Source organism: Rhizobium sp. AB2/73 (assembly GCF_020871915.1).
Classification (GTDB): domain Bacteria; phylum Pseudomonadota; class Alphaproteobacteria; order Rhizobiales; family Rhizobiaceae; genus Rhizobium; species Rhizobium dioscoreae.
Window position 1 is genome coordinate 870,328 of record NZ_CP067072.1, and the last position, 25,788, is coordinate 896,115.

General features: G+C 59.7%; 20 protein-coding genes. 8 read left to right on the forward strand and 12 right to left on the reverse strand.

Features of this window, described 5'->3' with window-relative positions:
* Nucleotides 1–75: 75 nt before the first annotated feature.
* The 4 genes from I8E17_RS23665 to I8E17_RS23680 all read right to left on the reverse strand — a co-directional run bounded on the left by I8E17_RS23665 (nucleotide 76) and on the right by I8E17_RS23680 (nucleotide 5,241).
* Nucleotides 76–1,014 carry a sugar-binding transcriptional regulator gene (locus I8E17_RS23665; RefSeq protein WP_069615615.1) on the reverse strand — a complete coding sequence of 313 codons (939 nt, stop codon included), beginning with the start codon at nucleotides 1,012–1,014 and terminating at the stop codon, nucleotides 76–78.
* A 126-nt stretch (nucleotides 1,015–1,140) separates the two neighbouring features.
* Nucleotides 1,141–2,073: a TIM barrel protein gene (locus I8E17_RS23670; protein ID WP_069615616.1), complete on the reverse strand. Its 933-nt coding sequence runs from the start codon at nucleotides 2,071–2,073 to the stop codon at nucleotides 1,141–1,143.
* 28 nt (nucleotides 2,074–2,101) lie between these two features.
* Entirely contained in the window at nucleotides 2,102–3,613 is a 1,512-nt protein-coding gene (locus I8E17_RS23675) for a glycerol-3-phosphate dehydrogenase (protein WP_069615617.1), read from the reverse strand.
* A 77-nt stretch (nucleotides 3,614–3,690) separates the two neighbouring features.
* On the reverse strand, nucleotides 3,691–5,241 hold the full coding sequence (locus tag I8E17_RS23680; RefSeq protein ID WP_069615712.1) for an FGGY-family carbohydrate kinase: 1,551 nt from the start codon (nucleotides 5,239–5,241) through the stop codon (nucleotides 3,691–3,693).
* Between the two features lie 903 nt (nucleotides 5,242–6,144).
* Here I8E17_RS23680 and I8E17_RS23685 point away from each other — a divergent pair.
* From I8E17_RS23685 to I8E17_RS23715, 7 genes are all read left to right on the forward strand, one after another.
* A complete protein-coding gene (locus I8E17_RS23685) occupies nucleotides 6,145–6,801 on the forward strand; it encodes a DUF2291 domain-containing protein (protein WP_069615618.1) in 657 nt (218 codons plus the stop codon).
* Complete coding sequence (locus I8E17_RS23690) at nucleotides 6,798–8,342, forward strand: sugar ABC transporter ATP-binding protein (protein WP_069615619.1); 1,545 nt, start codon at nucleotides 6,798–6,800, stop codon at nucleotides 8,340–8,342. The genes I8E17_RS23685 and I8E17_RS23690 overlap by 4 nt, the downstream gene beginning before the upstream one ends.
* Before the next feature lie 22 nt (nucleotides 8,343–8,364).
* Complete coding sequence (locus I8E17_RS23695; RefSeq protein WP_069615620.1) at nucleotides 8,365–9,417, forward strand: ABC transporter permease; 1,053 nt, start codon at nucleotides 8,365–8,367, stop codon at nucleotides 9,415–9,417.
* Between the two features lie 99 nt (nucleotides 9,418–9,516).
* Nucleotides 9,517–10,464: a D-ribose ABC transporter substrate-binding protein gene (locus tag I8E17_RS23700; RefSeq protein ID WP_069615621.1), complete on the forward strand. Its 948-nt coding sequence runs from the start codon at nucleotides 9,517–9,519 to the stop codon at nucleotides 10,462–10,464.
* A gap of 183 nt (nucleotides 10,465–10,647) precedes the next feature.
* Nucleotides 10,648–11,490, forward strand: coding sequence for a DeoR/GlpR family DNA-binding transcription regulator (locus I8E17_RS23705; RefSeq protein ID WP_069615622.1), 843 nt, complete (start codon nucleotides 10,648–10,650; stop codon nucleotides 11,488–11,490).
* A 53-nt stretch (nucleotides 11,491–11,543) separates the two neighbouring features.
* Nucleotides 11,544–13,073, forward strand: coding sequence for an FGGY-family carbohydrate kinase (locus I8E17_RS23710; RefSeq protein WP_069615623.1), 1,530 nt, complete (start codon nucleotides 11,544–11,546; stop codon nucleotides 13,071–13,073).
* 59 nt (nucleotides 13,074–13,132) lie between these two features.
* Complete coding sequence (locus I8E17_RS23715; RefSeq protein WP_069615624.1) at nucleotides 13,133–14,875, forward strand: glycerol-3-phosphate dehydrogenase/oxidase; 1,743 nt, start codon at nucleotides 13,133–13,135, stop codon at nucleotides 14,873–14,875.
* A 9-nt stretch (nucleotides 14,876–14,884) separates the two neighbouring features.
* Here the strand turns inward: I8E17_RS23715 and fba are convergent, their stop codons facing one another.
* Complete coding sequence (fba, locus tag I8E17_RS23720; protein ID WP_069615625.1) at nucleotides 14,885–15,949, reverse strand: class II fructose-bisphosphate aldolase; 1,065 nt, start codon at nucleotides 15,947–15,949, stop codon at nucleotides 14,885–14,887.
* A 543-nt stretch (nucleotides 15,950–16,492) separates the two neighbouring features.
* Here fba and I8E17_RS23725 point away from each other — a divergent pair.
* A complete protein-coding gene (locus I8E17_RS23725) occupies nucleotides 16,493–17,626 on the forward strand; it encodes a D-mannonate oxidoreductase (RefSeq protein ID WP_069615626.1) in 1,134 nt (377 codons plus the stop codon).
* A gap of 247 nt (nucleotides 17,627–17,873) precedes the next feature.
* On the opposite strand, the gene I8E17_RS23730 is transcribed toward I8E17_RS23725, so the two are convergent.
* From I8E17_RS23730 to I8E17_RS23760, 7 genes are all read right to left on the reverse strand, one after another.
* The gene (locus I8E17_RS23730) at nucleotides 17,874–18,770 is read right to left on the reverse strand and encodes a lipid A biosynthesis lauroyl acyltransferase (protein ID WP_229002147.1); all 897 of its coding nucleotides are present in this window, start codon (nucleotides 18,768–18,770) and stop codon (nucleotides 17,874–17,876) included.
* Between the two features lie 83 nt (nucleotides 18,771–18,853).
* Nucleotides 18,854–20,335, reverse strand: coding sequence for a cytochrome P450 (locus tag I8E17_RS23735; RefSeq protein ID WP_229002148.1), 1,482 nt, complete (start codon nucleotides 20,333–20,335; stop codon nucleotides 18,854–18,856).
* 98 nt (nucleotides 20,336–20,433) lie between these two features.
* The gene (gene lysA / locus I8E17_RS23740) at nucleotides 20,434–21,678 is read right to left on the reverse strand and encodes a diaminopimelate decarboxylase (protein ID WP_069615628.1); all 1,245 of its coding nucleotides are present in this window, start codon (nucleotides 21,676–21,678) and stop codon (nucleotides 20,434–20,436) included.
* 107 nt (nucleotides 21,679–21,785) lie between these two features.
* The gene (locus I8E17_RS23745) at nucleotides 21,786–22,967 is read right to left on the reverse strand and encodes a PLP-dependent transferase (RefSeq protein WP_069615629.1); all 1,182 of its coding nucleotides are present in this window, start codon (nucleotides 22,965–22,967) and stop codon (nucleotides 21,786–21,788) included.
* Nucleotides 22,968–22,982: 15 nt separating this feature from the next.
* Nucleotides 22,983–24,353: an MATE family efflux transporter gene (locus I8E17_RS23750; RefSeq protein ID WP_069615630.1), complete on the reverse strand. Its 1,371-nt coding sequence runs from the start codon at nucleotides 24,351–24,353 to the stop codon at nucleotides 22,983–22,985.
* The gene (locus I8E17_RS23755; RefSeq protein ID WP_069615631.1) at nucleotides 24,353–25,504 is read right to left on the reverse strand and encodes a GNAT family N-acetyltransferase; all 1,152 of its coding nucleotides are present in this window, start codon (nucleotides 25,502–25,504) and stop codon (nucleotides 24,353–24,355) included. Before I8E17_RS23755 ends, I8E17_RS23750 begins: the two co-directional genes overlap by 1 nt.
* Entirely contained in the window at nucleotides 25,452–25,670 is a 219-nt protein-coding gene (locus I8E17_RS23760; RefSeq protein WP_162711868.1) for a hypothetical protein, read from the reverse strand. The genes I8E17_RS23755 and I8E17_RS23760 overlap by 53 nt, the downstream gene beginning before the upstream one ends.
* Between the last annotated feature and the right edge of the window lie 118 nt (nucleotides 25,671–25,788).

Sequence of the window (25,788 nt, forward strand, 5' to 3'; positions counted from 1 at the left end):
AACACTAAAATCTCACAAATCAACATTTTTGTTGTTACATTGAGATAAATTCGTGTTTCGCAGTTAGCATCATTCCTAGCTCTTCAACAGTGCCTGTGCTGTTTTCTCATCCGTGATCAGCCCATAGAGACAGCGGCTCTTGAGGACCGCGCGGATGGCTTCGACCTTCGGCAATCCGCCTGACAGTGCCACCAGCCGCTCACCCTTCATGCGCGGCAGAGAGGCGGACAATGTGCGAGAGGTCAGCGTGGTCTCAAGGATATTGCCGTCGGCATCGAAGAAATGGCCGAGAATTTCGCCGACGCCACCGGCCGCGGTGATTTCCCTGATCTCCTTAGGCTCCACCATCCCCGACAAGACGAGCTGCGCGTCGGTATCGACCGTGCCGAGACCGACCAACTTGAGATCGGCGCCGTTTGCAAGATCGAAGACTTCTTTCACGCCGCGCTGGGCAAGCAGCACGTCGCGGTCTTCTCGCGTATTGGCGAAGAACGGCACCGGCATCACATGCGATTGCATGCCGGTCTTTTCGGCAATGCGATGCATGACATCATAGGGGTTAGCAGCATAATTTCTCGTTAACCCACCCAGCAGCGAGACGAAGCGCAAATTCTTGGCGCTGACACGCGACAAATGATGGACGGCGGAAGAAAGCGTTCGCCCGTGGCCGAGACCGATGACCTTGTTGTTGCCGCTCTCGATTTCTCGCCTCAGGAAACCCGCGCCCGCCTGGCCAAGCGCACGAAACTCGAAGCCGTCTTCGCCGAGATCGGGCGCGACTTCGCAATATTGCAACCCGAACCGTGCTGAAAGCTTGGATTCCAACTCGACGCATTCGACAATATCGCCGTCGATCGTCACCTTGACCACGCCTTCGGCAACCGCGCGCGCAATCAGGCGATGCGCCTTTACCGAGGGAACGCCGAGACGTTTCGCCACTTCGGACTGCGTCAAGCCCCCGGCATAGTGCAACCAGGCCGCCCGCACGGCGAGCGAAGCATCCGCATCCGTCATCGTCCGTTCCCTTTCAATTCGCTCCGCATCGTCCCTCGCCTGTTCTCTCCGCCATAGCGCCCCGATCCGGCTACCTCCTCGAAAGGATTTGGCGTTCAGGGAATCGGGACTCGGCCGCCCCATCGGCTAGATATGCAAGTCGCCAACGCCCGTGTCGATATGGGGCGCCCAGAAGGCGATGCTTTCGGCAATCTGCGCGATGACTTGACGATCGTTCGGTTCGCGCTCCTTGAACGACAGTTCCAGGCAGATTTCGTTGTCCTTGGCGCCTCCTTCGGCAAAAGCCTTGAGCAAAGGTTCGGGCTGGATACGGCCCTTGGCATTGAACTCCGCCGTGAAGGGGCGATGCCCACCCTTATCCATCAGGCTCTGCTTGATGTGAATGATCGGAGATACCTTCGGCACGGCACGCGCCCAGGCATATGGATCATAATCGTCGGGATTGGACGAGGTGACATCGCCATGGTCGATATCGGCCATCATCCACATCGGAATGGCGAAGGGAGTCTTCGTCAATCTGTCCTGCAGGGAAAGGCAGGCATCGATCGTCTCGCCGAATTCGCGGCCGATGCTCATCGGCTCCCAGAAGATGTAGGAGAGGCCGGCAGCCCGGGCATGTTCGGCCACCTCGCCCCAGCACTCGATCGCAACCTCAATCAACTCCTCGCGCCGGACCGGGTCGTCATAATCCTTGTAAGTGAAGATTGCGAACTGCGTTCCGACGGAATGACCACCGAGATCGGCGGTGATATCGGCAAAGGTCTTGAACCAGTCGACATAATAGCGGCGAACATCCTTGTCGGGATGGCCGAAATGGTTGAGCCGGCCATAGGGACCGGTCATTCCCGAGGTTACGCGAACGCCGGTGCGCTTCAATGCCTCCTGCATGTCGCGCGTCAGGCGGCGAATGACCGGCGCCTGCCAGCTCGGATTGATGAATTCGTGGGTCAGCTGCAGATCGCGGATACGCAGATCGCGCGCCACCGTTTCGATCAGGTCGGCCGGCTCGGCAAAGCGATTGACAAGCGGATTGGTATTGAGCGAAAGCGTCAAGGGCATTTTAGGTCTCCCGGCAAGGTCTGTTGGTTCAGGCGGCGAGCGCCAACTCGGCGTCGAACCAGGCCGCGAAATCCGCCTTCTCTTCTGCGGTCATACGCAGACCCTCCTTGGTGCGTCGCATCAGCACGTCTTCGGCCGCCAGCGCCCATTCGGAAGCCACGAGATAGCGAACCTCGGCCTCATAGAGATTGCCGCCGAAATGCCGGCCGAGTTCAGCCAGCGACATCGCATTGCCGACGATCTGTCTGGTGCGGGCGCCATAGAGATGGCCGTAGTGATTGACGAGCGCGCGCGGCATCCAGGGATAGGCCGCTCGCAGTGTATCGGCAAAGGCAACGTAATCGGCATTCGGAATCTCGCCGCCCGGAAGCGTGGCGCCCCGCGTCCAGTCGCCGCCCATCTTCGGGAAGAATTTTGCGAGCCGTTGCATGGCGTGTTCGGAAAGCTTGCGGAAGGTCGTGATCTTGCCACCGAAGACGCTCAGGAGCGGCGCACCACCGGTCTCGTCGAGATCGAAGACATAGTCGCGCGTTACGGCCGAGGGGTTGCCCTTGCCGTCGTCGAACAGCGGGCGGACGCCGGAGAAACTCTCGAGCACGTCGGACCTGCGCAGCTTCTCCTTGAAGTAGCGATTGACCGCCGTGATCAGATAATCGATTTCCTTCTCGTCGGCCCTCACCTCCTCCGGCTTGCCCTCGTAGGGAATGTCGGTCGTGCCGATCAGCGCCTTGTCGCCTTCGTAAGGGTTGATGAAGATCACGCGCTTATCGTGGTTCTGGACGAGATAGGCCTGCTGGCCGGCCCAGAATTTCGGAACGATGATGTGGCTGCCCTTGACAAGCCGGACGCTGCGCTGGCTGTTCGAGCCGACGACACGGCCGATAATGTCGTTGACCCAGGGGCCGGCGGCATTGACCAGCACGCGGGCGCGGACGGTCCGCACCTCGCCGGAACGCTCGTTGCGCATCTGGACAACCCAGCTCCCCTGATCGCGGCGCGCGCTGACACAGGCCGTGCGCGTCAGGATCTGCGCGCCCTTGGCGGAAGCATCGAGAGCGTTGAGGACAACGAGCCGGGCGTCATCAACCCAACAGTCGGAATATTCGAAACCTTTCGAATATTGGTCGAGGATCGGCGCTCCTTCCGGATCGCGATGAAGATCAAGCGAGCGCGTGCCCGGCAGCTTCTTGCGGCCGCCGAGATGATCGTAGAGGAAGAGGCCGAGACGCACCAACCATGCGGGACGATCGGTCGGACTGTGCGGCAGTACGAAGCGCATCGGCCAGATGATGTGGCTTGCCGAATTCAGCAGCACTTCACGCTCGATCAGGGCTTCACGTACCAGGCGGAACTCGTAGTATTCAAGATAGCGCAGACCGCCATGCACCAGCTTCCCGGAGCGCGAGGACGTACCCTCCGCGAGATCGCCCTTCTCGCACATGATAACCGAAAGGCCGCGGCCGGCTGCATCGCGCGCAATGCCGGCACCATTGATGCCTCCGCCGATCACGAAAAGATCATAGATTTCCGGTTCCATCATGTCATGCTCCTAAGGATGCCCGCGGCATCATCAATTCAGTCTTCTAAGGCCAAGCTCCTCGCCGGCTTCGTCATTGGCTAGTGCTGGGCCAATTTGTCCCAAGCCGGCGCAATCGCCTGACGCACGTCCTTGTAGGCATCGAACAGGCGATCGTAACGCTCGATATTTGCCCGATCGGGTGCCTCGGCCTCGCCAAGCAAGGGCGTCACCCAGTCGGCAATGCAGCTGTCCATGTCCTGATAGGCGCCGATCGCGACGGCAGCCATCATCGCGACACCGGCAGCCCCCGCCTCTTCGCGATCCGAAATCCGCACCGGCGCCTTGACGGCGGCAGATAGCGAACCTCGTAGAGCGCGCGAACGGGCGGCCCCTCCGGTGATGCGCAGCTCCGAAGGCATGTCGCCCATGGCCACGTAGCAATCCCGCGTTGCCATGCCGAGCCCTTCGACCACGGCCCTCAGCATGTCGGCAAAGCCATGCCGCGTCGAAAGTCCGGTAAAGCCGGCACGCGCATGTGCGTTGACGAAGGGACCGCGCTCGCCGGCCTCGGAAATATAGGGGTGATAGAGAAGGTTCGTCGGACGCGCTTCGGCAAACCACGCATCGATGCGCGGAATAAGGTCGGAATAGGAAACCTCGCTCCCGCCAGCAGACATCAGATCCGCCGCAACCTTGAGAATCCAATCGATATTGATGGTCGCGCCCATATTGGTCTGGACCTGCGTGACGATACCGGGGATCGGCAGTGCGATGACATATCCCGTCCCCTCTTCGTTGAGCTGGACATCGGGCACGGCCTTGGCTCGCATATGCACACCCGTCGATCCGATCGTCGAGCAGGCGGCGTTCCGACCGCCGGTGCGGACGCCTGCGCCAAGCGCGGTCATGACCATATCGACGTAACCCAGGCAGACTGGCGTTCCCGCACGTAAGCCGGCGGCCGTGGCGGCGGCCTCCGTCAGGGGATGGCTGATCTCGGTTCCGTCGACAATCTCGGGCAGAAGCGAGCGCCGGCGGGCAAGGCCGAGCGCATCGATGACAACCGGATCATATTGGCGGTTGCGGAAATTGCCGAAGGTGAAGCTCGCCTCCGATGGATCGGTCGCCCGTATGCCGGTGAGGTTCAGATAGAGCCAGTCCTTGCAATGGAGCGCTGTCTCTGCCCGATCGAGAATCTCGGGCATGAAGCGGTCCATATGGGCGAGCTGAGCACCCTGCTGGCAGGTGTTGAGCCCTGTGCCCGTCGCCTCGAACCGGGCGCGGTTGTTGGCCGAGGCGCTCAGGCGCGTAACGGTGGATGCCGCTCGGGCGTCAAGCCACAGCCAGGCATCACCGACCGGAGCATTGCCGGAGCCGACAAGCCAGGTGCCATCGCCTTGTCCGGTAACCGCGATCGCCGCCGTTCGGGCGGCAAGGTTGCCCACCTTCTCCCCAAGGCCGCGCAATGCACTGAGGCAATCCGACCAAGTCTGGCCGAGCGATTGGGTGACCGACCCATCGTCTCCCGTCTCATAGCGATTGCGCGCTGAAGCCGAAGCGATCTGCCGTCCGGATAGCTCGAAGGCAACTGCCTTCAAAACCGAGGTACCCGCATCGATCCCGATGATGATCCCGTCGCTTTTAGACATTGCAAGCCAGCTCCACCACGCGACACCCTCCGGCAAGAGCATCGGCAACCATCACAAGCATTTTCATTCCTCCCCACGCGGCCAAGGGCATAATCTACGCCAGGTCGCATCTATCGTCGCCGTCGTACTCTCCGCTCCAAAGGGAGATCGCGAACGAAGCGCCAGCGCGCACCCGATACCAGCCATGCAATGGATCCAACGCACAGCTGCGACCCATCAAGCAGCTTGCGGCTTTATAACATAATCATATCGTTGTTACAGTAATATTTTTCTGGCGTTGTAATTTTTTTCATATAAAATGGATGTGGTTGATAGGCAAGCCGCAGCAAGGAAAGACTGCAGCAACGCTTTGGAGGAACACGGATCAACGACTTGAATCACTCGGATCGAATCAGCAAGGTCGCTGAAAAGCGCGGGGCGGTCATCTTATAATTTTGAGTTATATCAAATTATTATCAAGAAACTTTGATATCAGGTCCGCCAAAACGATGCCGATCGGCGAACCTCGGAAGAAGGCCGACAAAGCGAAAGCTTCAAATGTGAAAAGGCGGGAAGCACTGAGATCCAAAGATACCGGCCGGACACAGGAGCTGTTAAATCGCGGTTGACACGTCCAAAGATTTATAACATATGAAACGCAGAAGTTAACATACTTATATCACAATTGTCGCATAGATGCGGTGATTGTGGACCCAAGATGGGCGACTGGAGGAGACAGCCGTCCGCACGCTGAGGAGGCTCCCTGATGTTGAATTTCCTTTCCGGTGACGGTGCCGCCCGAAGCCAAGCGAAGCGCTCCACGGTGCGAACGCGCGAGCCGTGCTTCCGTTAAGCCGGAACCATCGGACTTTTCCCCCTTTCTCCATCAGGTAATCCGGCTGACATGCCCAAGGTCGTTCGAACATGAATACGCAAGCTCAATATGCAACTGCCAAGCCGACTGGCTCCAAGCTCAAGATCGTCGCCGGTATCGCCGCGGTGGTGATCGTAATCGGCGCCATCGCTGCCGATACCAAGGTGGTCAGGATCGGCTCGGAACACGACGTGCGCGAGCAGGGCTTCCAGCCGGAGACCTATGGCGCCGCCGAATTCCCGAAAGTCCAAGCCGATGTCGAAAAGCGCGCCGTCGATGCGGTAACGCTCGCCAATGCGGTTCTGGCCGACAAGAAGGCGGCCGGCGAGAAATATGGCGTCGCCACCACGACTGGTCCCGTTCTTCCCGTCTCCCTGACCGGCACGTTCGGTGAGCGCAAGGCCAATCTCAACGAATTCAAGGTCGACGGCATGCCTGATGGCATCGCCGTTCGCGTCCAAACAGGTCCGGCAATCAACGGTACAGATCTTCGCGATGCCACGGGCAAGATCGAATTCGGCCAGTTCACCAACCAGATCGAATATCAGGACGCGGGCTCCGCCATCAACAATGAGATGAAGAAGGCGACGCTTGGCAGTCTGGATCCGGAGAAGCTGACGGGCAAGACGGCGACGGTCGTCGGCGTTTTCAAGCTCATCAATCCGAAGAACTGGCTCGTCACCCCGGTAAAGGTCGATGTGAAATGAGCCAGGTCCAGCACAATGGCGCCACCACGGGCGAAGTCGTTCTTGCCGCCCGCAATGTCGCCAAATCCTATGGCAGCGTCCATGCGCTGAAGGGCGTCAATTTCGATATTCGCCGCGGCGAAGTCACCACCCTTTTCGGCGAGAACGGTGCGGGCAAATCGACGCTGATGAAGATTCTCTCCGGTGTCATCCAGCCGACATCGGGCGAGATCATTCTCGATGGCGCCCCGATCTCCTTTGCCTCTTCCACGCATGCGCGCGCCTGCGGCATTTCCATCATCCACCAGGAATTGAGCCTGGCACCGAACCTCAGCGTCCGCGACAACATCTTCATGGGTCGCGAGATCATGAAGGGTGGCGTAGTCGATTTTGCCGAGGAAGAGCGCCAGACCCGTGCGCTGATGGAAGAGCTCGAGGAAAATATCGATCCGCTCACACCCGTCGAGGATCTGCGCCTCGGCCAGCAGCAGATTGTTGAGATCGCTCGCGCGCTTTCCGTCAATTCCCGCATCCTGATCATGGACGAGCCGACTTCGGCATTGAGCGCGAGCGAAGTCGAAGTCCTCTTCAAGGTCATTCGCGATCTGACGAACCGCGGCGTGTCGATCGTCTATATCTCGCATCATCTGGAAGAGGCGCTGCAGATCACCCATCACGCCGTCGTTCTGCGCGACGGCAACATGACCGCCTATGCCGAACGCAAGGACATCGATCTCGAATGGATCGTGCGCAACATGGTCGGTGACAATTTCGATCTCGGCAGCCCGCCGGCAGGCCATAAAATGGGCGACGTGGCGCTGACAATCGACAATCTCACCGTCCCCGGCCCGTCGGGCGCCGCCTATAACGCGGTCGACCGCCTGTCGCTTGCGGTTCGCGCCGGCGAGATCGTCTGCATCTACGGTCTGATGGGCGCCGGCCGTACTGAGCTGCTCGAATGTGTGGCGGGCCGCCTTCGGTCGAGCGGCGGCCGCGTGCTCCTCGGCAACACCGATGTCGGCGGTCTTTCCATTGCCGGCCGGATCGCGCAGGGGCTGGTCCTGGTGCCGGAAGATCGTCAGCGCGACGGTCTCGTTCAGACGATGACCGTCGGCTCGAACCTGTCGCTTGCGAGCATCGGCGCCTTTACCAAGGGTCTCTTTACCTCGAGCGGTCGCGAGCGGTCGCTGGTCAGCGACTCCATCCGCAAGGTTCATATCAAGACCGACGGCGGCGAAGCGGCAATCGGCTCGCTGTCCGGCGGCAACCAACAGAAGGTCGTTATCGGCAAGATGCTGGCAACCGATCCTCGCGTGATCCTGCTTGACGAGCCGAGCCGCGGTATCGACATCGGCGCGAAGGCAGAGGTCTTCAAGCTGCTTGCCGAGCGCGCCAAGGAAGGTCTGGCGGTGATCTATTCGACCTCGGAAGTCGCCGAGTGCCTGAGCATCGCCCATCGCATCATCGTCATGCACCGCGGCAAGATTTCTGCCGAATTCGGTCCTGATGTCACCAAGGAAAAGATCATGGCCGCCTCGGGCGAAGCAGTGGTCGCGCACTAGCCGCATTCATGGAGCACTGATTATGTCAGTCACGAACATTACAGATAAGAAACCAGTATCCAACGGACAGCGGCGGAATTTCAGTCTCGTGCGGCTGATTCTGGAAGGACGCGCCTTTTTCGCGTTGATCGTCATCATCGCGGTCTTCTCCTTCCTGTCGCCCTACTACTTCTCGCTCAGCAACTTCCTGACCATGGCCTCGCATGTCGCGATCTTCGGCATCCTCGCCATCGGCATGTTGCTCGTCATCTTGAATGGCGGCATTGACCTGTCGGTCGGCTCGACGCTTGGCCTTGCCGGCTGTATCGCCGGCTTCCTGATGCAGGGCGTCACGCTGTCGAGCTTCGGCGTCATCCTCTATCCGCCGGTCTGGGCTGTCGTCGTGCTGACCTGCATCCTCGGAGGCATCGTCGGTGCGGTTAACGGCGTGCTCATCGCCTACCTGCGCGTTCCGGCCTTCGTCGCTTCCCTGGGCGTCCTCTATGTCGCCCGCGGTATTGCCTTGCTGATGACGAACGGCCTCACCTACAACAATCTCGGTGGCCGCCCCGAACTCGGCAACACAGGCTTCAACTGGCTGGGCTTCAATCGCCTCGCCGGCGTCCCGATCGGCGTCATCGTCCTTGCGGTGCTTGCGATCATCTGCGGTATCGTTCTCAGCCGCACAGCCTTCGGCCGCTGGCTCTACGCCTCGGGCGGCAACGAGCGCGCTGCCGATCTTTCCGGCGTTCCGGTCAAGCAGGTCAAGATCGCTGTCTACGTGCTTTCAGGCATTTGCGCTGCCATTGCCGGCCTCGTCCTGTCATCGCAGCTGACCTCGGCCGGTCCGAATGCCGGCACCAGCTATGAGCTGACCGCCATTGCCGCCGTCGTCATTGGCGGCGCCGCATTGACGGGCGGCCGCGGGACGGTGCGCGGCACCATGCTGGGCGCCTTCGTCATCGGCTTCCTGGCGGACGGCCTCGTCATCATCGGCGTCTCGGCCTATTGGCAGACGGTTTTTACCGGCGCGGTCATCGTGCTCGCCGTGCTCATGAACAGCATCCAGTACGGACGTCGGACCAAATCCGGCTGACGTTGCATCAAGACTTGTCCCCGGTCGGTGAGATGCCGATCGGAGAAAGGACCGCCGGTTCGCCGGCATTACCAGAGCTCATCAAAGGGAGAGAGACTAATGTTCAAAAAAGGTTTGCGCATCGTCATGGCAGCAGTTGCTGTGGCACCGCTTCTAACGGGGGCCGCCTGGGCCGCCGGTCAGATCACCGTCATCGTCAACGATCCATCCAACCCCTATTGGCTGACGGAAGGCAATATCGCCAAGGCAACCGCCGAGAAGCTCGGCTATACCGCCACGGTCGGTGCGCATAAGGGCGATACCAACACCGAAAGCAACCTGATCGATACGGCGATCACCAACAAGTCGGTCGCCATCATCCTCGATCCGGCCAATGCTGACGGCTCGGTCGGTGCAGTCAAGAAGGCCGTTGCAGCCGGTATCCCGGTTTTCCTCGTCAATGCTGAAATCAACCAGGAAGGCCTTGCCAAGGCTCAGCTCGTTTCCAACAACGCCCAGGGTGCGGCGATCGGCGCTCAGCAGTGGGTCGAAGCCGTTGGCGACAAGGGCAATTATGCCGAACTCTTCGGCTCGCCTTCCGACAACAATGCCGCTACGCGCTCGAACGGCTACGAAACCGTGCTGACGCAATATCCCGACCTGAAGAAGGTTGCCAAGGAAGTTGCCAACTGGGACCGCACCCAGGGCCACAACAAGATGCAGTCGATCCTGCAGGCGCATCCGGACATCACCGGCGTGATCTCCGGCAATGACGAAATGGCGCTTGGCGCGATCGCCGCTCTCAAGGAAGCCGGCAAGCTCGCCAACGTCAAGGTCGGCGGCTTCGACGGTTCGCCGGACGCTGTTGCCGCCATCAAGGCCGGTGAACTTCAGTACACCGTCCTGCAGCCGGTTGCCGTCTTCTCCGAGGAAGCCGTCAAACAGGCCGATAGCTTCATCAAGACCGGCAAGACCGGTGCCAAGAGCGAAAAGCAGCTTTTCGATTGCATCCTGATCACCAAGGATAATGTCGACAAGTACACGGCACCCTTCGTTCTGTCCGAGTAATGATATCGGGGGCGCCGGAACTCGGCGCCCCTATCCCTAGACCGCGGCGGGCGGCACCCTGGCTCAACATTAGACAGAACTTGCAGAAACTCTGATAGCGAACTGTTCTTTATATATTTTTTCTATAGCGTGATGTTCGCTGCAGCAAGCTAATCCCCGCAAGGCTCAGCGTCAGAGGCCAAAGTGACAGACAAGACAAGCCCCGTATCTTTTCTGCAAGACGAGCTGCCGAGCGACAGCCGGCATTCGCGCCAGATCGCCAGGCGCCAGATGATCGCCGAAGCCGTCATGGCAGAAGGCTCGATGCGCATCGAGGATCTGACGGAGCGCTTCGGCATCAGCCTGATGACGGCTCATCGCGATGTCGATGAACTGGTCAGCCGAGGCCTGTTCCGCAAGACGCGTGGCATCGTATCGGCGGCGGCCACCAGCCTGATCGAATCGAGCGACGTCTATCGCGCCAACCGGCAGGCAAGCGAAAAGAAGATGATCGCCGCGGCTGCCATGCAGTTCATCGAGCCTGGCCAGGCAATTTTCCTCGACGATTCCACCACCGTCCTGCAGATGGCTTCGCAGCTGCCGGCCAAGGTTCCTCTGACGGCGATCACCAATTCGCTGACGCTGATGAATGCGCTGAAGGACATGCATGACGTGACGCTCCTGGCGCTCGGCGGGCAATATTATAATTGGTGCAACGCTTTCATGGGCCGGATGACGATCAACGAAATCAATCGCTTGCGGGCCGATGTCACCTTCATCTCGATGTCGGCCATCATCGACGACGTCGTGTTTCATCAGTCGCCCGAGATCGTCGATATCAAGCGCGCGATGTTCGACAGCGCCGCCAAGCGCATCTTGCTGATGGATCATACGAAGTTCGAACGGCGGGCGCTGCATAGTTTCGCGCATCTGAGCGAATTCGATGTCGTCATCGTCGACGAGAAGACACCGGCCGCCCATCTGGAGCGTATGCGCAACAAGAATATCAACGTGGTCGTCGCCAAAGGCGACAAGGAGCGGTCGTGAGGCTGAAGCCCGCAACGACCACCTCTTTTCGTTCATGATCAGGAGTCACGGGAATGCCGAGTCTGCTCGGAATTGACAGCGGTTTGACCGTCACCAAAGCCGTCATCTTCGACATTGACGGAACGCCGCTTGCCGTTGCGCGCCGTCGGGTGACCCAGTTCATGCCGAAGGCACGCCATGTCGAGCGGGACATGGACGAACTCTGGAACCAGACGGCCGACGCCATTGCCGAGGCGATCAAGCTCAGCAACCGGCCGGCAAGCGACATCCAGGCGATTGCCGCAACTGCGCACGGCGACGGCATCTATTTGCTCGACAAGGCAAAGAAGCCGCTCGGACGCGCCATTCTTTCGCTCGACAGCCGCGCCGGATCGATTGTCGAACAATGGTTGAAGACTCCTCTTGCCGACGCGTCTTTGAAGCTGACCGGTCAATTGCCGCATGTCTCGGCCCCATCGGCGCTCCTTGCCTGGATCAAGGTCAATGAGCCCGAGCGCTTTGCTGAAATCGGCCACATCTTGAGCTGCAAGGACTGGCTGCGCTTCTGCCTGACCGGCGTTGCCGGTACCGACCGTACCGAAGCAAGCACCTCCTTCACCGATGTTTCGACGCAGGATTATTCTGCGGATGCCCTGGAGCTTTTCGGCATTGCCGAGGTGAAGGGAGCCTTGCCGTCTGTCTCGCGATCCGACGAAATCGTAGGATACGTAACAGAAGCCGTCGCGAAGCGAACCGGCCTTGCCGAAGATACGCCCGTCGTTGCCGGCCTGCACGACGTGACCGCGTCGGCCCTCGGAGCCGGCGGCTATGCGTCCGGCGTCGTCGCCGTCATCGCCGGCACCTATTCGATCAACGAGACGCTCTCGTCGGAACCGCGCGTCGACGACCGCTGGTTCTGCCGCAATGCGATTGCACCGGGCCAATGGAACAACATGTCGATCTCGCCGGCATCGTCGGCGAATTACGAATGGTTCCTCGACAAGCTCTGTGCCAGAGAAATTGCAAGCGCGGAAGCAGCGGGCAAGTCGATTCATGCCGTACTCGGCCCCGAGATCGAGGCGGCGTTCAACCGGCCATCGAGCGCGCTCTTCCACCCCTATCTTTTCGGCTCCCCCTATGGCGCTGAGGCAAGCGCCAGCTTTTTCGGGCTTGGCGGCTGGCATGATCGCGGCGATATGCTGCGCGCCGTCCTCGAAGGCATCGCCTTCAACCATAAGATTCACGTCGATGCCCTAAGCGATGGTTTTTCCTTCGATCAGGCAAGGCTGGCAGGCGGCGTCTCGCGCAATCCGATCGTCGTGCAGATGTTTGCCGACGTGCTCGGCATGCCCGTCACCGTCACCGAAACCGATGAAGCCGCGGCCTGGGGGGCCGCACTTTGCGCCGGTGCCGGGGTCGGTGTCTATACCAGCCCGCAAAGCGATCCGCGCGATGTCGGCAAGATCGCCAGAACCTATCATCCGGATTCCGCCCGCAGCGCCGATTATCGCGTCCGCTACGACCTCTTCCGCGACATCGCCGAAGCAATGACGCCGCTCTGGCCGCGGATCGGCAATCTCGCGACCCAGCACTTTCAAGGCTAAACCAAAATTGCGCCGCGCGAGAAGGCTCTGTCGCGGCAGTTCACCAGGACAATGATGTTATGACCGATAGGACCGCCGATCTGAAACAACGCTTCTCGCAATTTCAAGACGGAGATGTCGATGTTGTCATCCTCGGCGCAGGCGTCAATGGCGCGGGGCTGTTTCGCGATCTGTCGCTGCAGGGCATCAACTGCCTCCTCGTCGATAAATCAGATTTCGGCTCGGGAACGAGTGCTGCGCCATCCAGGCTGATCCATGGTGGCCTGAAATATCTGGAAACAGGCGAATTCGGCCTGGTCGCGCAATCGGCGCTTGAGCGAAACCTTCTGCTCAGGAACGCGCCGCATTGCGTCGAAGCGCTGCCGACCTTCGTGCCGATCTTCTCATGGACACGCGGCATCTGGGCAGCCCTACGTACGCTGACGGGCTCGACCACCGCCCCGCGCAGCCGTGGCGCCTTACTTATCAAGATCGGGCTCGCGCTCTACGACTTCTTCGGTTCGCGCAACCGTGTCATGCCGCGCCACCGGTTCCTTTTGAAGCGCCGGGCGTTGAAGGAAATGCCGCATGTCACGCCTGAGATCGTCGCCGGCGGCATCTATTACGATGCCAAGATCAGCCGGCCGGAGCGACTGGTCTACGAGCTCGTCAGTGACGGACTTGAGGCGAACAAGGCTTCATTGGCGGCAAATTCGACCCGGCTCGTTTCTGCTGCCGATGGCGTACTGACCTTCCAGCGCGCGGACGGCTATGTCTTTTTGGCCAAGCCGAAGCTCGTGGTCAATGCCGCCGGCCCATGGATCGATCACGTCAACGCTGCTCTCGGTGCACCGGCTCATCTGATCGGCGGCACCAAGGGATCGCATATCCTGCTCGATCATCCGGAACTGGTACGCAGCCTGAACGGCCATATGATCTATTTCGAAGCCGATGACGGCCGCATTTGCCTGGTCTACGGCTATCTCGGCCAGGCGCTTGTGGGATCGACCGATATCCCTTGCGACGATCCAGACAATGTTCGCTGCGAAGAGCCGGAGATCGACTATTTTCTCGACAGCGTCAGGTCGCTCCTTCCGAGCCTGCGCTTCGACCGCGATCAGGTGACCTACAGCTATAGCGGCATCCGCCCCCTGCCCGCCTCGGACGCCTCGTCGCCGGGCCTGATCAGCCGCGATCACTCCGCACCCGTTTTCGAGCCGCAAGCCGGACGCCCCTTTCCGATCATTTCTCTGGTCGGCGGCAAATGGACCACATTCCGCGGCTTTGCCGAAGAGGTTGCCGATACCGTGCTGGCGCGCCTTCAACGCGGCCGCAAGACGTCCACGGAGCGGCTTGCGATCGGCGGCGGCCGGGATTTCCCGGCAAACGCCAACGAGCGCGTGAGCTGGATCAAGTCAGTGGCGGCAAAGGCCGGCGTCGAAGCCAGCAGAGCGGAGGAGCTGCTCAGCCGATACGGTACAACTGCCGCAGCTATTCTTACTCGCCCTTCGGACTATAAAGACGATCAGCGCATCAGCGGCGCACCCCGTCACAGCGCGCTCGAGATCGATTGGATCGCGCGGCAGGAGATGGTCGTGCATCTCTCCGACATTGTCTTCCGGCGTACGACCATGGCAATCGAGGGCCTGCTGACGATCCAGGGATTACGCGAAATCGGTGCAATCGCCGCAGCAGCCCTGCAGTGGGATGCGCAGCAACTGGCCAAGGAGATCGACGATGTCGTTGTATCGCTGTCGAAATTCCACGGCCAGACGCTGAGCGAAGAGAGCGTGCGCCAGGCAGCAGGCCCGGCTGCACCCTGATCATCCGGCTCAGGAGAAAACCGGGTCGAGCGAACCGGATTTGTAACGCCTGGCCATTTCGGCGACTGAAAGCGGCTGGAGACGCGAGGCGTGGCCGGCCGTGCCGAACTGTTCGAAGCGCTCCTTGCAGAGCTTGGTGAGCGCAGCCATGGCGGGCTTCATATATTTACGAGGATCGAACTCGCTCGGATCCTCCTGCAGCACGCGGCGGATCTGGCCCGTCATCGCCATGCGGCCATCGGTATCGATGTTGATCTTGCGCACGCCGTTCTTGATGCCGCGCTGGATCTCTTCGACCGGCACGCCCCAGGTCGGCTTCATCCGGCCGCCATATTTGTTGATGATCTCCTGCAATTCCTCGGGCACCGAGGAGGAGCCGTGCATGACAAGGTGGGTGTTGGGCAGCTTACAATGGATCTCCTCGATCACGCTCATCGCCAGCACCGAACCATCCGGTTTGCGCGTGAACTTATAGGCGCCATGCGAGGTGCCCATGGCGATCGCCAGCGCGTCGACCTTGGTCTCGCGCACGAATTTCACCGCCTCGTCCGGATTGGTGAGCAACTGATCATGAGACAGCTTGCCTTCCGCCCCATGACCGTCCTCTGCTTCGCCCATGCCGGTTTCCAGCGAGCCGAGCACGCCAAGCTCACCCTCGACGGAAATGCCGCCGAGATGCGCCATGTCGGTCACTGTCTTGGTCACGCCGACATTGTAGTCCCAATCTGCCGGCGTCTTGGCATCCGCCTTCAGAGATCCATCCATCATGACCGAGGTGAAGCCGGCCTGGATCGCCGTCATGCAGCTCGAAGGATCGTTGCCATGATCCAGATGCACGCAGACCGGAATATGCGGATAGATTTCCACGACTGCGTCCATCATATGTTTCAGCATGATGTCGTTGGCATAAGCCCTGGCACCCCTCGACGCCTGCATGATCACGGGCGCATTGACCGCATCGGCCGCTTCCATGATGGCGAGCGCCTGTTCCATATTGTTGATATTGAAAGCTGGAACGCCGTAGCCGTTTTCAGCGGCGTGATCGAGCAATTGCCTTAAGGTGATACGTGCCATTCAACTCTCCCCTGGGTCATGATGGGCGGCTCAGATTGCGTGGATGCTGCCATTTGCTGACCTCGTTATCGAGATGTGCACCGTCGATATCTGATTAGCGCTAAAATCCGGCAAACAGGGCATGCAGACAGCTAGGCATCCTCAAGCACAGATATAACAGAAAAATATGACAAAATCACAGTTTTTATGATATTTTCTTCGATTTTCACAAGGAGATCAGTCTCGAGCGCGGGGAAGAAAGGTTACTGTAACTGCGGGAGAGATCCGATCGCGCCGCGGCTCCATTATCAATCGTCATTTGGCCGGCAACGGCGCGGCATGACAGGTTACTGAATAAACAATCGAAGAATACGCGATCGAGTCCATGCTCCTCGGACTGCTGCGGCAGCCCAACCTGCATTCACTTCCATAAAAACATTGACTGCTCATGGTTTCGCTGTTTTCTATAGATAAAAAACAAAAACTGGACGGACTGCATAAAGGTTGCATGTTGCCTCAGCCGGACGATCTATTCATCAACATCGAATATGGGAGGAAAGTGGCGTGAGCTCGCGGATCATCCAGTTCGGCACCAGCCGGTTCTTGCAGGCGCATGCGGCATTCTTCGTGCACGAGGCACGACAATCCGGCCAGGATGCTGGTCCCATTGCTGTCGTTCAGGTCTCAGGCGCCAACAGCCGCAGCGGGCGCGTCGCTGCCTTCGGCAATCCGGCTGGCTATCCCGTCATCATACGCGGCATGTCGGATGGGCAACCCGTCGATCGTACCGTCCAGGTCATGAGCGTCGATCGCGGTCTGTCCGCAGTCGAACACTGGGGGGAGCTGTCAAGGCTCTTTGCCGAGGATGCGGCATTCGTCATCTCCAACACTGGCGAAACCGGCTACCAGACATGGCCGGAGGAAGATCGCTTCGGCACAAACGACCAGGTTCCGCGATCTTTCCCCGCCAAGCTTGCCGCGCTCCTCGTCAGACGCTGGCAAGCCTCCGGTCGCCCCCTGGTCATCCTTCCTTGTGAACTGATGACGGGCAACGGCCGCGTTCTGAAACAGAGGGTCATCGACTGCGCCCGGCTCAACGATGTGCCCGCTGAATTCTATACCTGGCTCGACGGCCACGCTGCCTTCGCCGAGACCCTGGTCGATCGCATCGTTTCCGAGCCGATCGAGCCGATCGGCGCTGTTGCCGAACCCTATGCCCTGTGGGCGATCAAACGCGCGCCCGGTGTCCGCGCGCCATGTCAGCATCCAAGCATCGTGCTAACCGACGATCTCGCCCCTTATGAGCGCCTGAAACTGCATATCCTCAATCTCGGCCACACCTTCCTTGCCGAAATCTGGCAGCGCGAAAGTCGTCCGGCGGACGAAACCGTGCGCGCCATACTGGCCGACAAGGGCGTAAGGGCGAGACTCGATACTCTCTACGAAAGCGAAGTGCTGCCCGGATTTGCCGCCAACGGCATGGGAGACGAGGCGAAGGCCTATGTCGCCACGACACTCGACCGTTTCCTCAATCCTTTTCTAGACCATCGCATCGCCGACATCAGCCAGCACCACCCCGAAAAGGTCGCACGTCGCATCCACGCTTTTCTGGACTGGGCGGATGAGGCGGGTAGCGGGGCAGACATGCCTGCGCTGCGACAAATAGCGGTGTGCTATCCTCTGGTTGCGGCTCCATGATGATGGCCGTTGAGGGTGAACCAGCCCCATCAATTCCGACGACGAAAAGACGCCCAGTTTGTTGCCTCTCTATACAGATGGCAGGTTTTATGATCTCGCCGAGGAGCGGCGGCACTTCCGTAAAATGAGCTTTGCAAAAGGTCTGCTCGACTGAAGCAGCAACGATAGGAAATGGCTGAATAGCAACGCGACCACCATTCGAAAGGCCCGCCTCAGGAAATACTTAAATTGAATCTCCGTTTCTTAATTACAGCCGATTATCTACAAAATACCATTGGTCCGTATAGGAGCGCACCATCGGTTCTATCACGGCATTCAATTGCGCTACGTCCTGAACAATGGGCACCTCTGACCTTTCGGGAAGCATGAAAGGTGTCAGAGCTCTCAGTGCAAATCTCGTCCCTGTCTCACGAACGATATAAACCGGATAGATCAATGCATTCGCCCTTCGAGCCATTCGTGCGATGAGCGCATAATTGCCCTCAAGATGCACGGGCCTTCCGAAGAACGGCGCTCGGATATGCCCGTTGAAGCCCTCGTCACAGAACATCAGCAAATTGCCGCCGTTCTCCAGGATTCTCAGGGCCGGGCGCACGAAGCTGCGCCCGGGTTTCAAGATTCCAAGCCCCGCCCTCTTGCGCAAGCGGTTGACGATATAGTGGCGTGAGCGGCGTTTGGGCGGGTCGTAATTCATGGTGACGTCGAGTCCCATGTCGAGAAGGCAATGCCAGAGTACCTCCCAATTGCTGATATGGGGCGCGATGAAGATCACCGGCCCTTTACTGCAACGCTCGACCAGTCCTTCGGTGCCAATCATGCGAACGTGCCGTCGTGCCAGTCTCGGCACGACTGAATATTCCGCCATCTGCCGCCCTTGAGAATCGGCATAAGCCCTGAGGAGCTTATCGAGCTCTGGATCGCCAAACTCGGGCCTGATCATCTTGAGATTAGCTGCGGCGCGCGCATAAGCGCCCTTATGGAAGCGCGGAGCCAGAACCCGCCCTAGCCAGCCGCCAAGGTCGGAGCAGACGCTCGCCGGCAATAGCATGAAGGCAAAATAAAGGAAGAGATCTATGGCGTTGTCGATATTCTCATAAAGCCAATAGCGCAGAAATGCCTTGCGCCGGTCGCCGCCAGCGACCAAATCGGCGAGGGGCGGAGCTTTCGGCGGCTCATAGGTCCAGGCCTTACGCTTTCCGACGGCAACTTTTTTGTCCGTCTCGGTCGTCATCCCCGGCGCCTATGCACAGTCACGGGCATGCCGTCACGCGGACGCAGCGTCAGACGGCATTGTGGCTGAACCTTATGTCCATCCCTGACCCGAACGCGGAAACGCTGGGCCAGGATCGCCAGACAGAGGATCGCCTCGGTGAGGCCGAATTGCAGGCCGGGGCATACACGCGGGCCGGCGGCGAAGGGAATATAGCTGTAAGGCGCCGGCCGCGCCGCGCCGAGGAAACGCTCCGGATAAAAGCGATGCGGCTCGGGAAAAAGAGAATCCGTGCGATGCAGGATCCATGGCACGATCAGCACCAGTGCCGCCTTGCGTATCTTCACGTCGCCGATCTGGTCCGGTTCGGCGGCCTGGCGCGCCAGGATCGGTACCGGGGGATAGAGGCGCAGCGTCTCTTCGATAACCGCGCGGCACCAGTCCAGCTTCGCGACATCATCGATCGAGGGGACCCGATCACCGCAGACAGCCTCGATTTCCGCATGGACCGCCTCCTCCACCCAAGGCGCGCCAGCGAGCAGATACCAGGCCCAGGTCAGGGTTGCCGCAGTGGTTTCGTGGCCGGCCATGAAGATGGTGGCGGCCTCGTTGCGAAGCGCCACGACATCGAGTTTCAGCTCGGGATTGCGCTGCTGCCGGCGGATCAGCAGTTCGACCATCGAGCTGTTATCACCCTTGCCTGCTAGATGATCTTCGATCACCTGATCGATGATGCGGTGAATGCGTTTCACCGACCGGTTCAAGCTCGGCGTCCTGATGATCGGCAGCCCCTCATCGAAGCCGAGAAAATAGCCGAAATTGACGGAATCGACCAGCGACTGGTAGCTCGCAAAGCCTTCGGTGACAGCATTGGCGCCCTCCTCGCCGAGATCATTGCCGAAGACGCTGCGGGAGATGATCTCCGCCGTCAGCCCGGCCATTTCGAACAAGGCATTAACCTCAGCGCCCTCGCCCAAGCTTTGCCAGCGGTCGGCAAGCTCGCTTGCCGTGTTCTGCATGATCGAACCGAAGGCCGGGACGCGGTTTTTATGCACGATATCGGAGACCAGCGGCCGGCGCTGCTTCCAGGTCTCTTTGTCGGAAATGAACAAGCCGTCACCCAGCAGATATTCCAGCGCGCGTCGCATCTGCGGCGTCTTGCGCTCGAAGTTCTCATGGCGCTTGGCAACCACATAACGGATAGCCTCGGGCGAATTGACGATGACGAGCTGCCGGCCCAGAAGCTTGAACTCCGCCACATGCTCGCGGTAGTCCGCACGACGCCATATCGACAGAAAGTCGCTGCGCGCCTGGAGCATAAGCTTCAGCGGCTGGCCAGGCCTCCCGCCATAATAGGCGGCGTGGGCCGGCTCGAAATATTGCGACGATTGATCGGCGTGTTCGACGATTTCGGTTTTCTGATCGAGCCAGGCCAGCATAGCGGTGCAGAACTTTCGCGCCTTGCGGCCGGTAACGATGTGAGAACGGCCGAGCGCCACGACGCACGGTCGTGGTCACTATATTCATTTCGCAACCGCAGAAAAGCCCCCGCTCGGCTGAAGAAGAGGCTCCTTCTTTGCTTTGAAATCGCTTCCGCCTAGATGGCTTCCAGCATGAACAGCTCATCGAGTGTCTGGCGGCGGCGGATCAAGCGATGGGTCTCGCCGTCGATCAGGACCTCCGGTGCATAAAGACGGCTGTTATAATTCGACGACATGGTTGCCCCGTAAGCCCCGGCGCCATGAAACACGAGATAGTCGCCGACATGGGTTTCGGGCAAATCGCGCGTTTCCACGGTGCCATTGTCCGTCTGCGTGAAAACATCGCCCGATTCGCAGAGGGGGCCTGCCACGACTGAGGGGAAGATTGCTCCGGCGGCATCGCGAGGCGCTGTGCCTGGAATGACTGAGATATGGTGATAACTGCCGTACATAGCCGGTCTGGCAAGATCGCTGAAGCCGGCATCGACGAGCACAAAGCGGTTGCGACCCATCATCTTGACGGCTCTGACTTCAGCCAGCAACACGCCGGAATCAGCGACCAGGAAGCGGCCCGGTTCGATCTCCAACCGGATTGGGTGGCCAAAATGCAGCTCGATCTCGCGCCGCGCCTTATCCCAGAGCGAAAAATAATGGGCAGGATCGATCTCTTCTTCACCCTCCCTATAGGGCACGGAAAGACCGCCGCCGGCCGAGACGGCCTCGATGTCGACATCCAGCGCGCGGCAGAATCCGATCATCGCTCCGCAGACACGCTGCAGATGTCCATAATCGACGCCGGAGCCGATATGCATGTGCAGCCCGACAAGCTTCAGTGAATACCGGCGCGTCAGCGCCACGGCCTCCTGTAACTGCTCGAACCAGATGCCATGCTTGCTGGTTTCGCCGCCGGTATTGGTCTTTTTGCTATGCCCATGTCCGAACCCGGGGTTGATGCGCAGCCATACCCGATGGCCCGGGGAGCGCTCACCCAATTGATGCAGCATATCGATGGAACCGATATTCACCTCGATCTTGCCGGCAATGACACGTTCCAAGGTCGGCCGATCGAAAACGTCGGCAGTGAAGACGATCTCAGCATCTCCCGACACAGTGCAAGCAGAATAGCCCGCCCGCATCGCCCGCTCGATCTCGCCGAGCGAGACGGCATCGACCCGCACGCCCGCTTTGCGCATCTCTTTCAGGATATGAATGTTCGAACAGGCCTTCTGGGCATAGCGAATGACGTCGAAGGCGGAGAGTTGCGCGATGCGGCGGCGGATCGCAGTGGCATCATAGATCCAGAGCGGCGTTCCATATTCGGCGGCAAGCGCGCTCAACGTTTCATTGGAAGGGATGGTCATCTTGTCTCGATCGGGTCTGGGCGGGAATGGATCAACAATGAATAATAGTATGGGCGGAGCGACCGTGTCACTCCACCCCTTTCTGGATATAAGAGTGCTGCAGCTGGCTATCGCCTGACGGCGGCAAGTGCCTGCTCGAGATCGGCAATGATTTCCTTGGCCGAGTGCAGTCCGACGTTCAGGCGGATCGTGCGGTCGCTGACACCGAAGCGCGCGAAGACGTTGGTCTCCGGCGAAATGCTGAGTGCTGCCTTTGCCGGCACCACCAGGCTTTCCGGTCCGCCCCAGCTGACGCCGATACGAATGAGGCGCAAAGCATCAACGAAATCGGCCACATCGATGCGGTCCGAAACCTCGAAGGAAAACAGCCCGCCAAAGCCGCTGAAGGTGCTCTTCCCGGCATGGTCGCCAAGTGCGGGATGCATGACTTTGGTCACATCCGCATGGGCGTCGAGCCAGGACGCCACTTCGAGCCCGGCTTCATGATGATGGCGCATGCGGAATGGCAGTGTCTCTAAATTACGCAGGACGAGCCATGCTTCGAACGGCGCGAGCTTTGCACCCGTATAGGGATAGATTTCGCTGTTGATCCGGTCGATATGCGCTTTCGAGCCAGTGACCAGACCCGCCACCGTGTCGCTCTGTCCACCGAGATATTTCGAGGCGGCGTGAATGACGATATCGATACCGACGGAGAGCGGCTTCTGAAAGAGCGGCGTTGCCCAGGAATTGTCGACCATCGTTACCACGCCATGGCGGCGAGCGGCCTCGGCGATCGCGGTCAGGTCCTGCAGCTCAAAAACCATCGAGGTCGGGTTTTCGAGATAGGCAAGCTTGGCGCCCGGAAGCGCGGCAAGCATGGCTTGCGTATCGGTGCCGTCGATATAGTCGACGACGACGCCGAAGCGCTTCAGGACTTTTTCGAAGAAGCGGAAGGCATCGCTATAGACGTGCCGGACGGTGACGATACGATCGCCAGGCCCGACGAAGGCGAGAACTGCAGCAGCAATTGCACCCATGCCGCTCGAAAAGGCACGCGCCTCTTCCGCGCCCTCCATTTCGGCGATCTTGCGCTCCAGAAGCCGCACGGTCGGGTTGTCACCACGCGAATAGATCGGCTTCTTCGAGCGTCCGGCGAAGACGTCCTCCAGTTCCTTGTAGCTATCGAACAGGAAGAGCGATGTCTGGTAGATCGGCGGCACGGCCGCGTCGAACGGATCGTCGCGCGGCGGCATCAGCGCATCTGGAATAGCGTGGCGGTAGGCATCGAATCTCGGCGTCTCGTTCATGGCGTTCCTCTTGGGTCAGGAGTGAAGTGTCGATTGGCCAACAAGGCGGCCCGGTGCATCGGTCGGCAGAATGGCAAGCCATTCCCTCCATCCGACAAAGCCGCCGAGGACGGCAGCGAGAATGGCTGCGGCAGCGGCAGCGGCAGAGATGCCGGCAAAGCCCATCCAAAGCGGCAGCAGGAGCAAAAACGGGATCAGCAGATATCCCTGCGGTGCGAGCCCCACGAGCGCGGACAGGCCGGCCCGACCCCGCGATTGCAGCATGACAAGCAGGACGGATTGAAAAGCGGAAAGCGGAAAGATCGGAAAGAGGTGCCGCAGCCAGGCGACTGCCTCATCTACGACGTCCTGGTTATCCGTGAACAGGCGTGCGATCGGCTCGGCAGCCAGGAACAGCAAGATGGAATAGAGCAATGCGACCGGCATCGTCACAGCGAGCATGAAGCGGATCACGGCTTTCAGACGCTCGGCATCGCCAGCGCCGAAGGCATGACTGACGACGCTCTGGGCGCCGAGGCAAAAACCGAACAATGGAAGCTGTCCCAAAGTCATCAGCCGGATGGCAATCGCCGTTGCGGCGACGCCGGTATCGCCGCCATGGACCGCGGCCTCCCGCACCAGGACCAGAAAGCCGAGACCCGTGACAATGCTTGTTGCGGCAGCGGGAAGGCCGATCCGCGCGATCGGCCAAAGCAGTTGCCAACAAATCGCCCCGCCGGTCACGCTTACCGCTCCCCATCGGCACAGGAAGTAGACGGCATAGCATGCAAGGGCTGCAAGGGACGAAACGATGGTCGCCAGTGCCGCGCCGGACGCACCGAGCTTGAAGAGAAAGATGAAGACGGGGTCCAGAACCGCGTTCAAGGCGAAACTTGCGATCAGCACGATCATTGAGAAACGTGAATTGCCCTCGGCGATCGCGATGAAATCGCAGATAGCCTGCAAAAGCCCGAGCGTCACCCCGAAAGCAAGCAGCCGCCCATAATCGAGCCCTGGGGCAAGGAGATTGTCACTGGCGCCAAGCGCCCCGACAAAATCCGGCAGGCTGAGATAGATCAGCATCGACAAGAAGATGCCGAGCGGGATCGTCGCCGCGAGCGCTGTCGTGGCGACCGACGCTGCGGCTTTGATATCCCCTTCGCCAAGGTAGCGCGCAAGCAGCGTCGCAAGCCCGATACCCAGCCCCTGACCGGAGGCCGCGACAAGCAGAAATAGCGGCATGACCAGACTGATGCCCGCCAGCACGTCCGGACCGAGTGCTCCCAGGAAGATCGCGTTGATCGCATGATGGCCGGCACTGGCGGCCAATCCTGCCACGGCTGGAAGCGCGACCGCCAGAACGAGCCGCTTGACGCGCGGATCGTTCATATCGACGGTTGTTTTCATCAGGCGCCTCGCGCCAGCGAGCCAAGGACAGGCTGCCCATCCTCTGTGGGCAAGCCGGTGAGATCCGGCAGTAGCAGCCGGTCCATGAAGAAGCGCTCGCGCAGAAGCATGACCAGCAGCGCCTTTTTGTGCGGGAACTGAATATGCTTGACCTTGGCGAAGCCGGAACGATCGAGATTGCGGATTTGCTGGGCGTGATGATGGATCGGTTCGCCGACGATACGTCGCGTGCGGGGATCGGCCAGGAACATGTAGTGCATCAGCGAGGGCAGCCAGGCGCTGACGAAGGCCTTCCCGCGGAAATCATCCTCACCGATCGCCACATGCCAGCCGCGGTCGTAGCCGTCGGCGTCGTAATGCGGTCCGATCCTGTCTTCCTTCGCCCAATAGAGTTCGAAGTAACCGAAGGGCACACCGCCAAAGGTTCCGATCATCGGCAGAGTGCGTGGATCGGCAAGGCGGCCTGCGATGAAATCACGATGATAGGAAAGATCGCCGCTGTCTTCCCATATGGCAGCAACCCTCGGATCGTTCATCCAGCGGTGGAAATACGGAAGATCGGCCTCGATATCGGCGACATGGAAGCCAAGCTGCGTATTCAGCCAGGGAATGAAGCGGCTGTAGACGCGGCCGGTGGGCTTCGGAGGCCGCTGCGGATGAAGGACGCCATTCGTCAGGATCGGCAATTCCGGATAGGCCTTGGGCGCACTTCCGAGCCAGGATCCTGCCTGCTGGAAAAAGGATTCGGGCCGCACGATGAGGCGCTCGCCGCTACGTTCTATCGCGCCGGTCTCCAGCAGTCGCCTTGCAAGATCATCATCCGCAAGCGCGATCTCGAAGCAAATCAGATGCGGATTGCATGCCAGAATGGCTTCCGACACGGCGTTGACGATATCCTCGCCGGAAAGCGGCGAAACCGCCGTCGAGATTGTATCGAAGACCAGAACATTGGTGGCCGGCCCCGATAGATGACCTGAGGCCACCGTCACTTCGTGATGTTCGACGCGGAAACTTGCTGGTGCAGACCCTGCCGATATGATGAGCGGCTGGCCACAAACCAGCGCGCTGCTCTCAAAGCCCGAAGCCGGCAGGCGCAAATCAAAGGATCTCTCCGCCGCTCCATCGCTCCTCATCGCCAGGGAAACATCCATATTTCATCTCCATATCTTCAGAACCGCCAGCTGAGATCGACAGTTCCAAGCACAGCGCTAATTCTGCGGTGACGAACGACATCGGCAAAAATTCAAAATATTTTCCGGAAATATTTTTTGAAAATCTCCTGAATTTTCCAAAACTCCGTTCGTTATGCAGCTGCATCGATGTAATTTTCGGAGCAACCGAGTTTATCGACGCCAGAAGTCAGAGACATCAATCGATCAAACTTAATATCTACAATAGATATTGAGATGTATACGCTATTGTACTTCGATTGATT

Bases quoted from the DNA above. Each gene is read 5' to 3' on its own strand.
- I8E17_RS23665 (WP_069615615.1), bottom strand. From the start codon at position 1,014: ATGACGGATGCGGATGCTTCGCTCGCCGTGCGGGCGGCCTGGTTGCAC.
- I8E17_RS23670 (WP_069615616.1), bottom strand. From the start codon at position 2,073: ATGCCCTTGACGCTTTCGCTCAATACCAATCCGCTTGTCAATCGCTTT.
- I8E17_RS23675 (WP_069615617.1), bottom strand. From the start codon at position 3,613: ATGATGGAACCGGAAATCTATGATCTTTTCGTGATCGGCGGAGGCATC.
- I8E17_RS23680 (WP_069615712.1), bottom strand. From the start codon at position 5,241: ATGTCTAAAAGCGACGGGATCATCATCGGGATCGATGCGGGTACCTCG.
- I8E17_RS23685 (WP_069615618.1), top strand. From the start codon at position 6,145: ATGAATACGCAAGCTCAATATGCAACTGCCAAGCCGACTGGCTCCAAG.
- I8E17_RS23690 (WP_069615619.1), top strand. From the start codon at position 6,798: ATGAGCCAGGTCCAGCACAATGGCGCCACCACGGGCGAAGTCGTTCTT.
- I8E17_RS23695 (WP_069615620.1), top strand. From the start codon at position 8,365: ATGTCAGTCACGAACATTACAGATAAGAAACCAGTATCCAACGGACAG.
- I8E17_RS23700 (WP_069615621.1), top strand. From the start codon at position 9,517: ATGTTCAAAAAAGGTTTGCGCATCGTCATGGCAGCAGTTGCTGTGGCA.
- I8E17_RS23710 (WP_069615623.1), top strand. From the start codon at position 11,544: ATGCCGAGTCTGCTCGGAATTGACAGCGGTTTGACCGTCACCAAAGCC.
- I8E17_RS23715 (WP_069615624.1), top strand. From the start codon at position 13,133: ATGACCGATAGGACCGCCGATCTGAAACAACGCTTCTCGCAATTTCAA.
- fba (WP_069615625.1), bottom strand. From the start codon at position 15,949: ATGGCACGTATCACCTTAAGGCAATTGCTCGATCACGCCGCTGAAAAC.
- lysA (WP_069615628.1), bottom strand. From the start codon at position 21,678: ATGACCATCCCTTCCAATGAAACGTTGAGCGCGCTTGCCGCCGAATAT.
- I8E17_RS23745 (WP_069615629.1), bottom strand. From the start codon at position 22,967: ATGAACGAGACGCCGAGATTCGATGCCTACCGCCACGCTATTCCAGAT.
- I8E17_RS23750 (WP_069615630.1), bottom strand. From the start codon at position 24,353: ATGAAAACAACCGTCGATATGAACGATCCGCGCGTCAAGCGGCTCGTT.
- I8E17_RS23755 (WP_069615631.1), bottom strand. From the start codon at position 25,504: ATGGATGTTTCCCTGGCGATGAGGAGCGATGGAGCGGCGGAGAGATCC.
- I8E17_RS23760 (WP_162711868.1), bottom strand. From the start codon at position 25,670: ATGCAGCTGCATAACGAACGGAGTTTTGGAAAATTCAGGAGATTTTCA.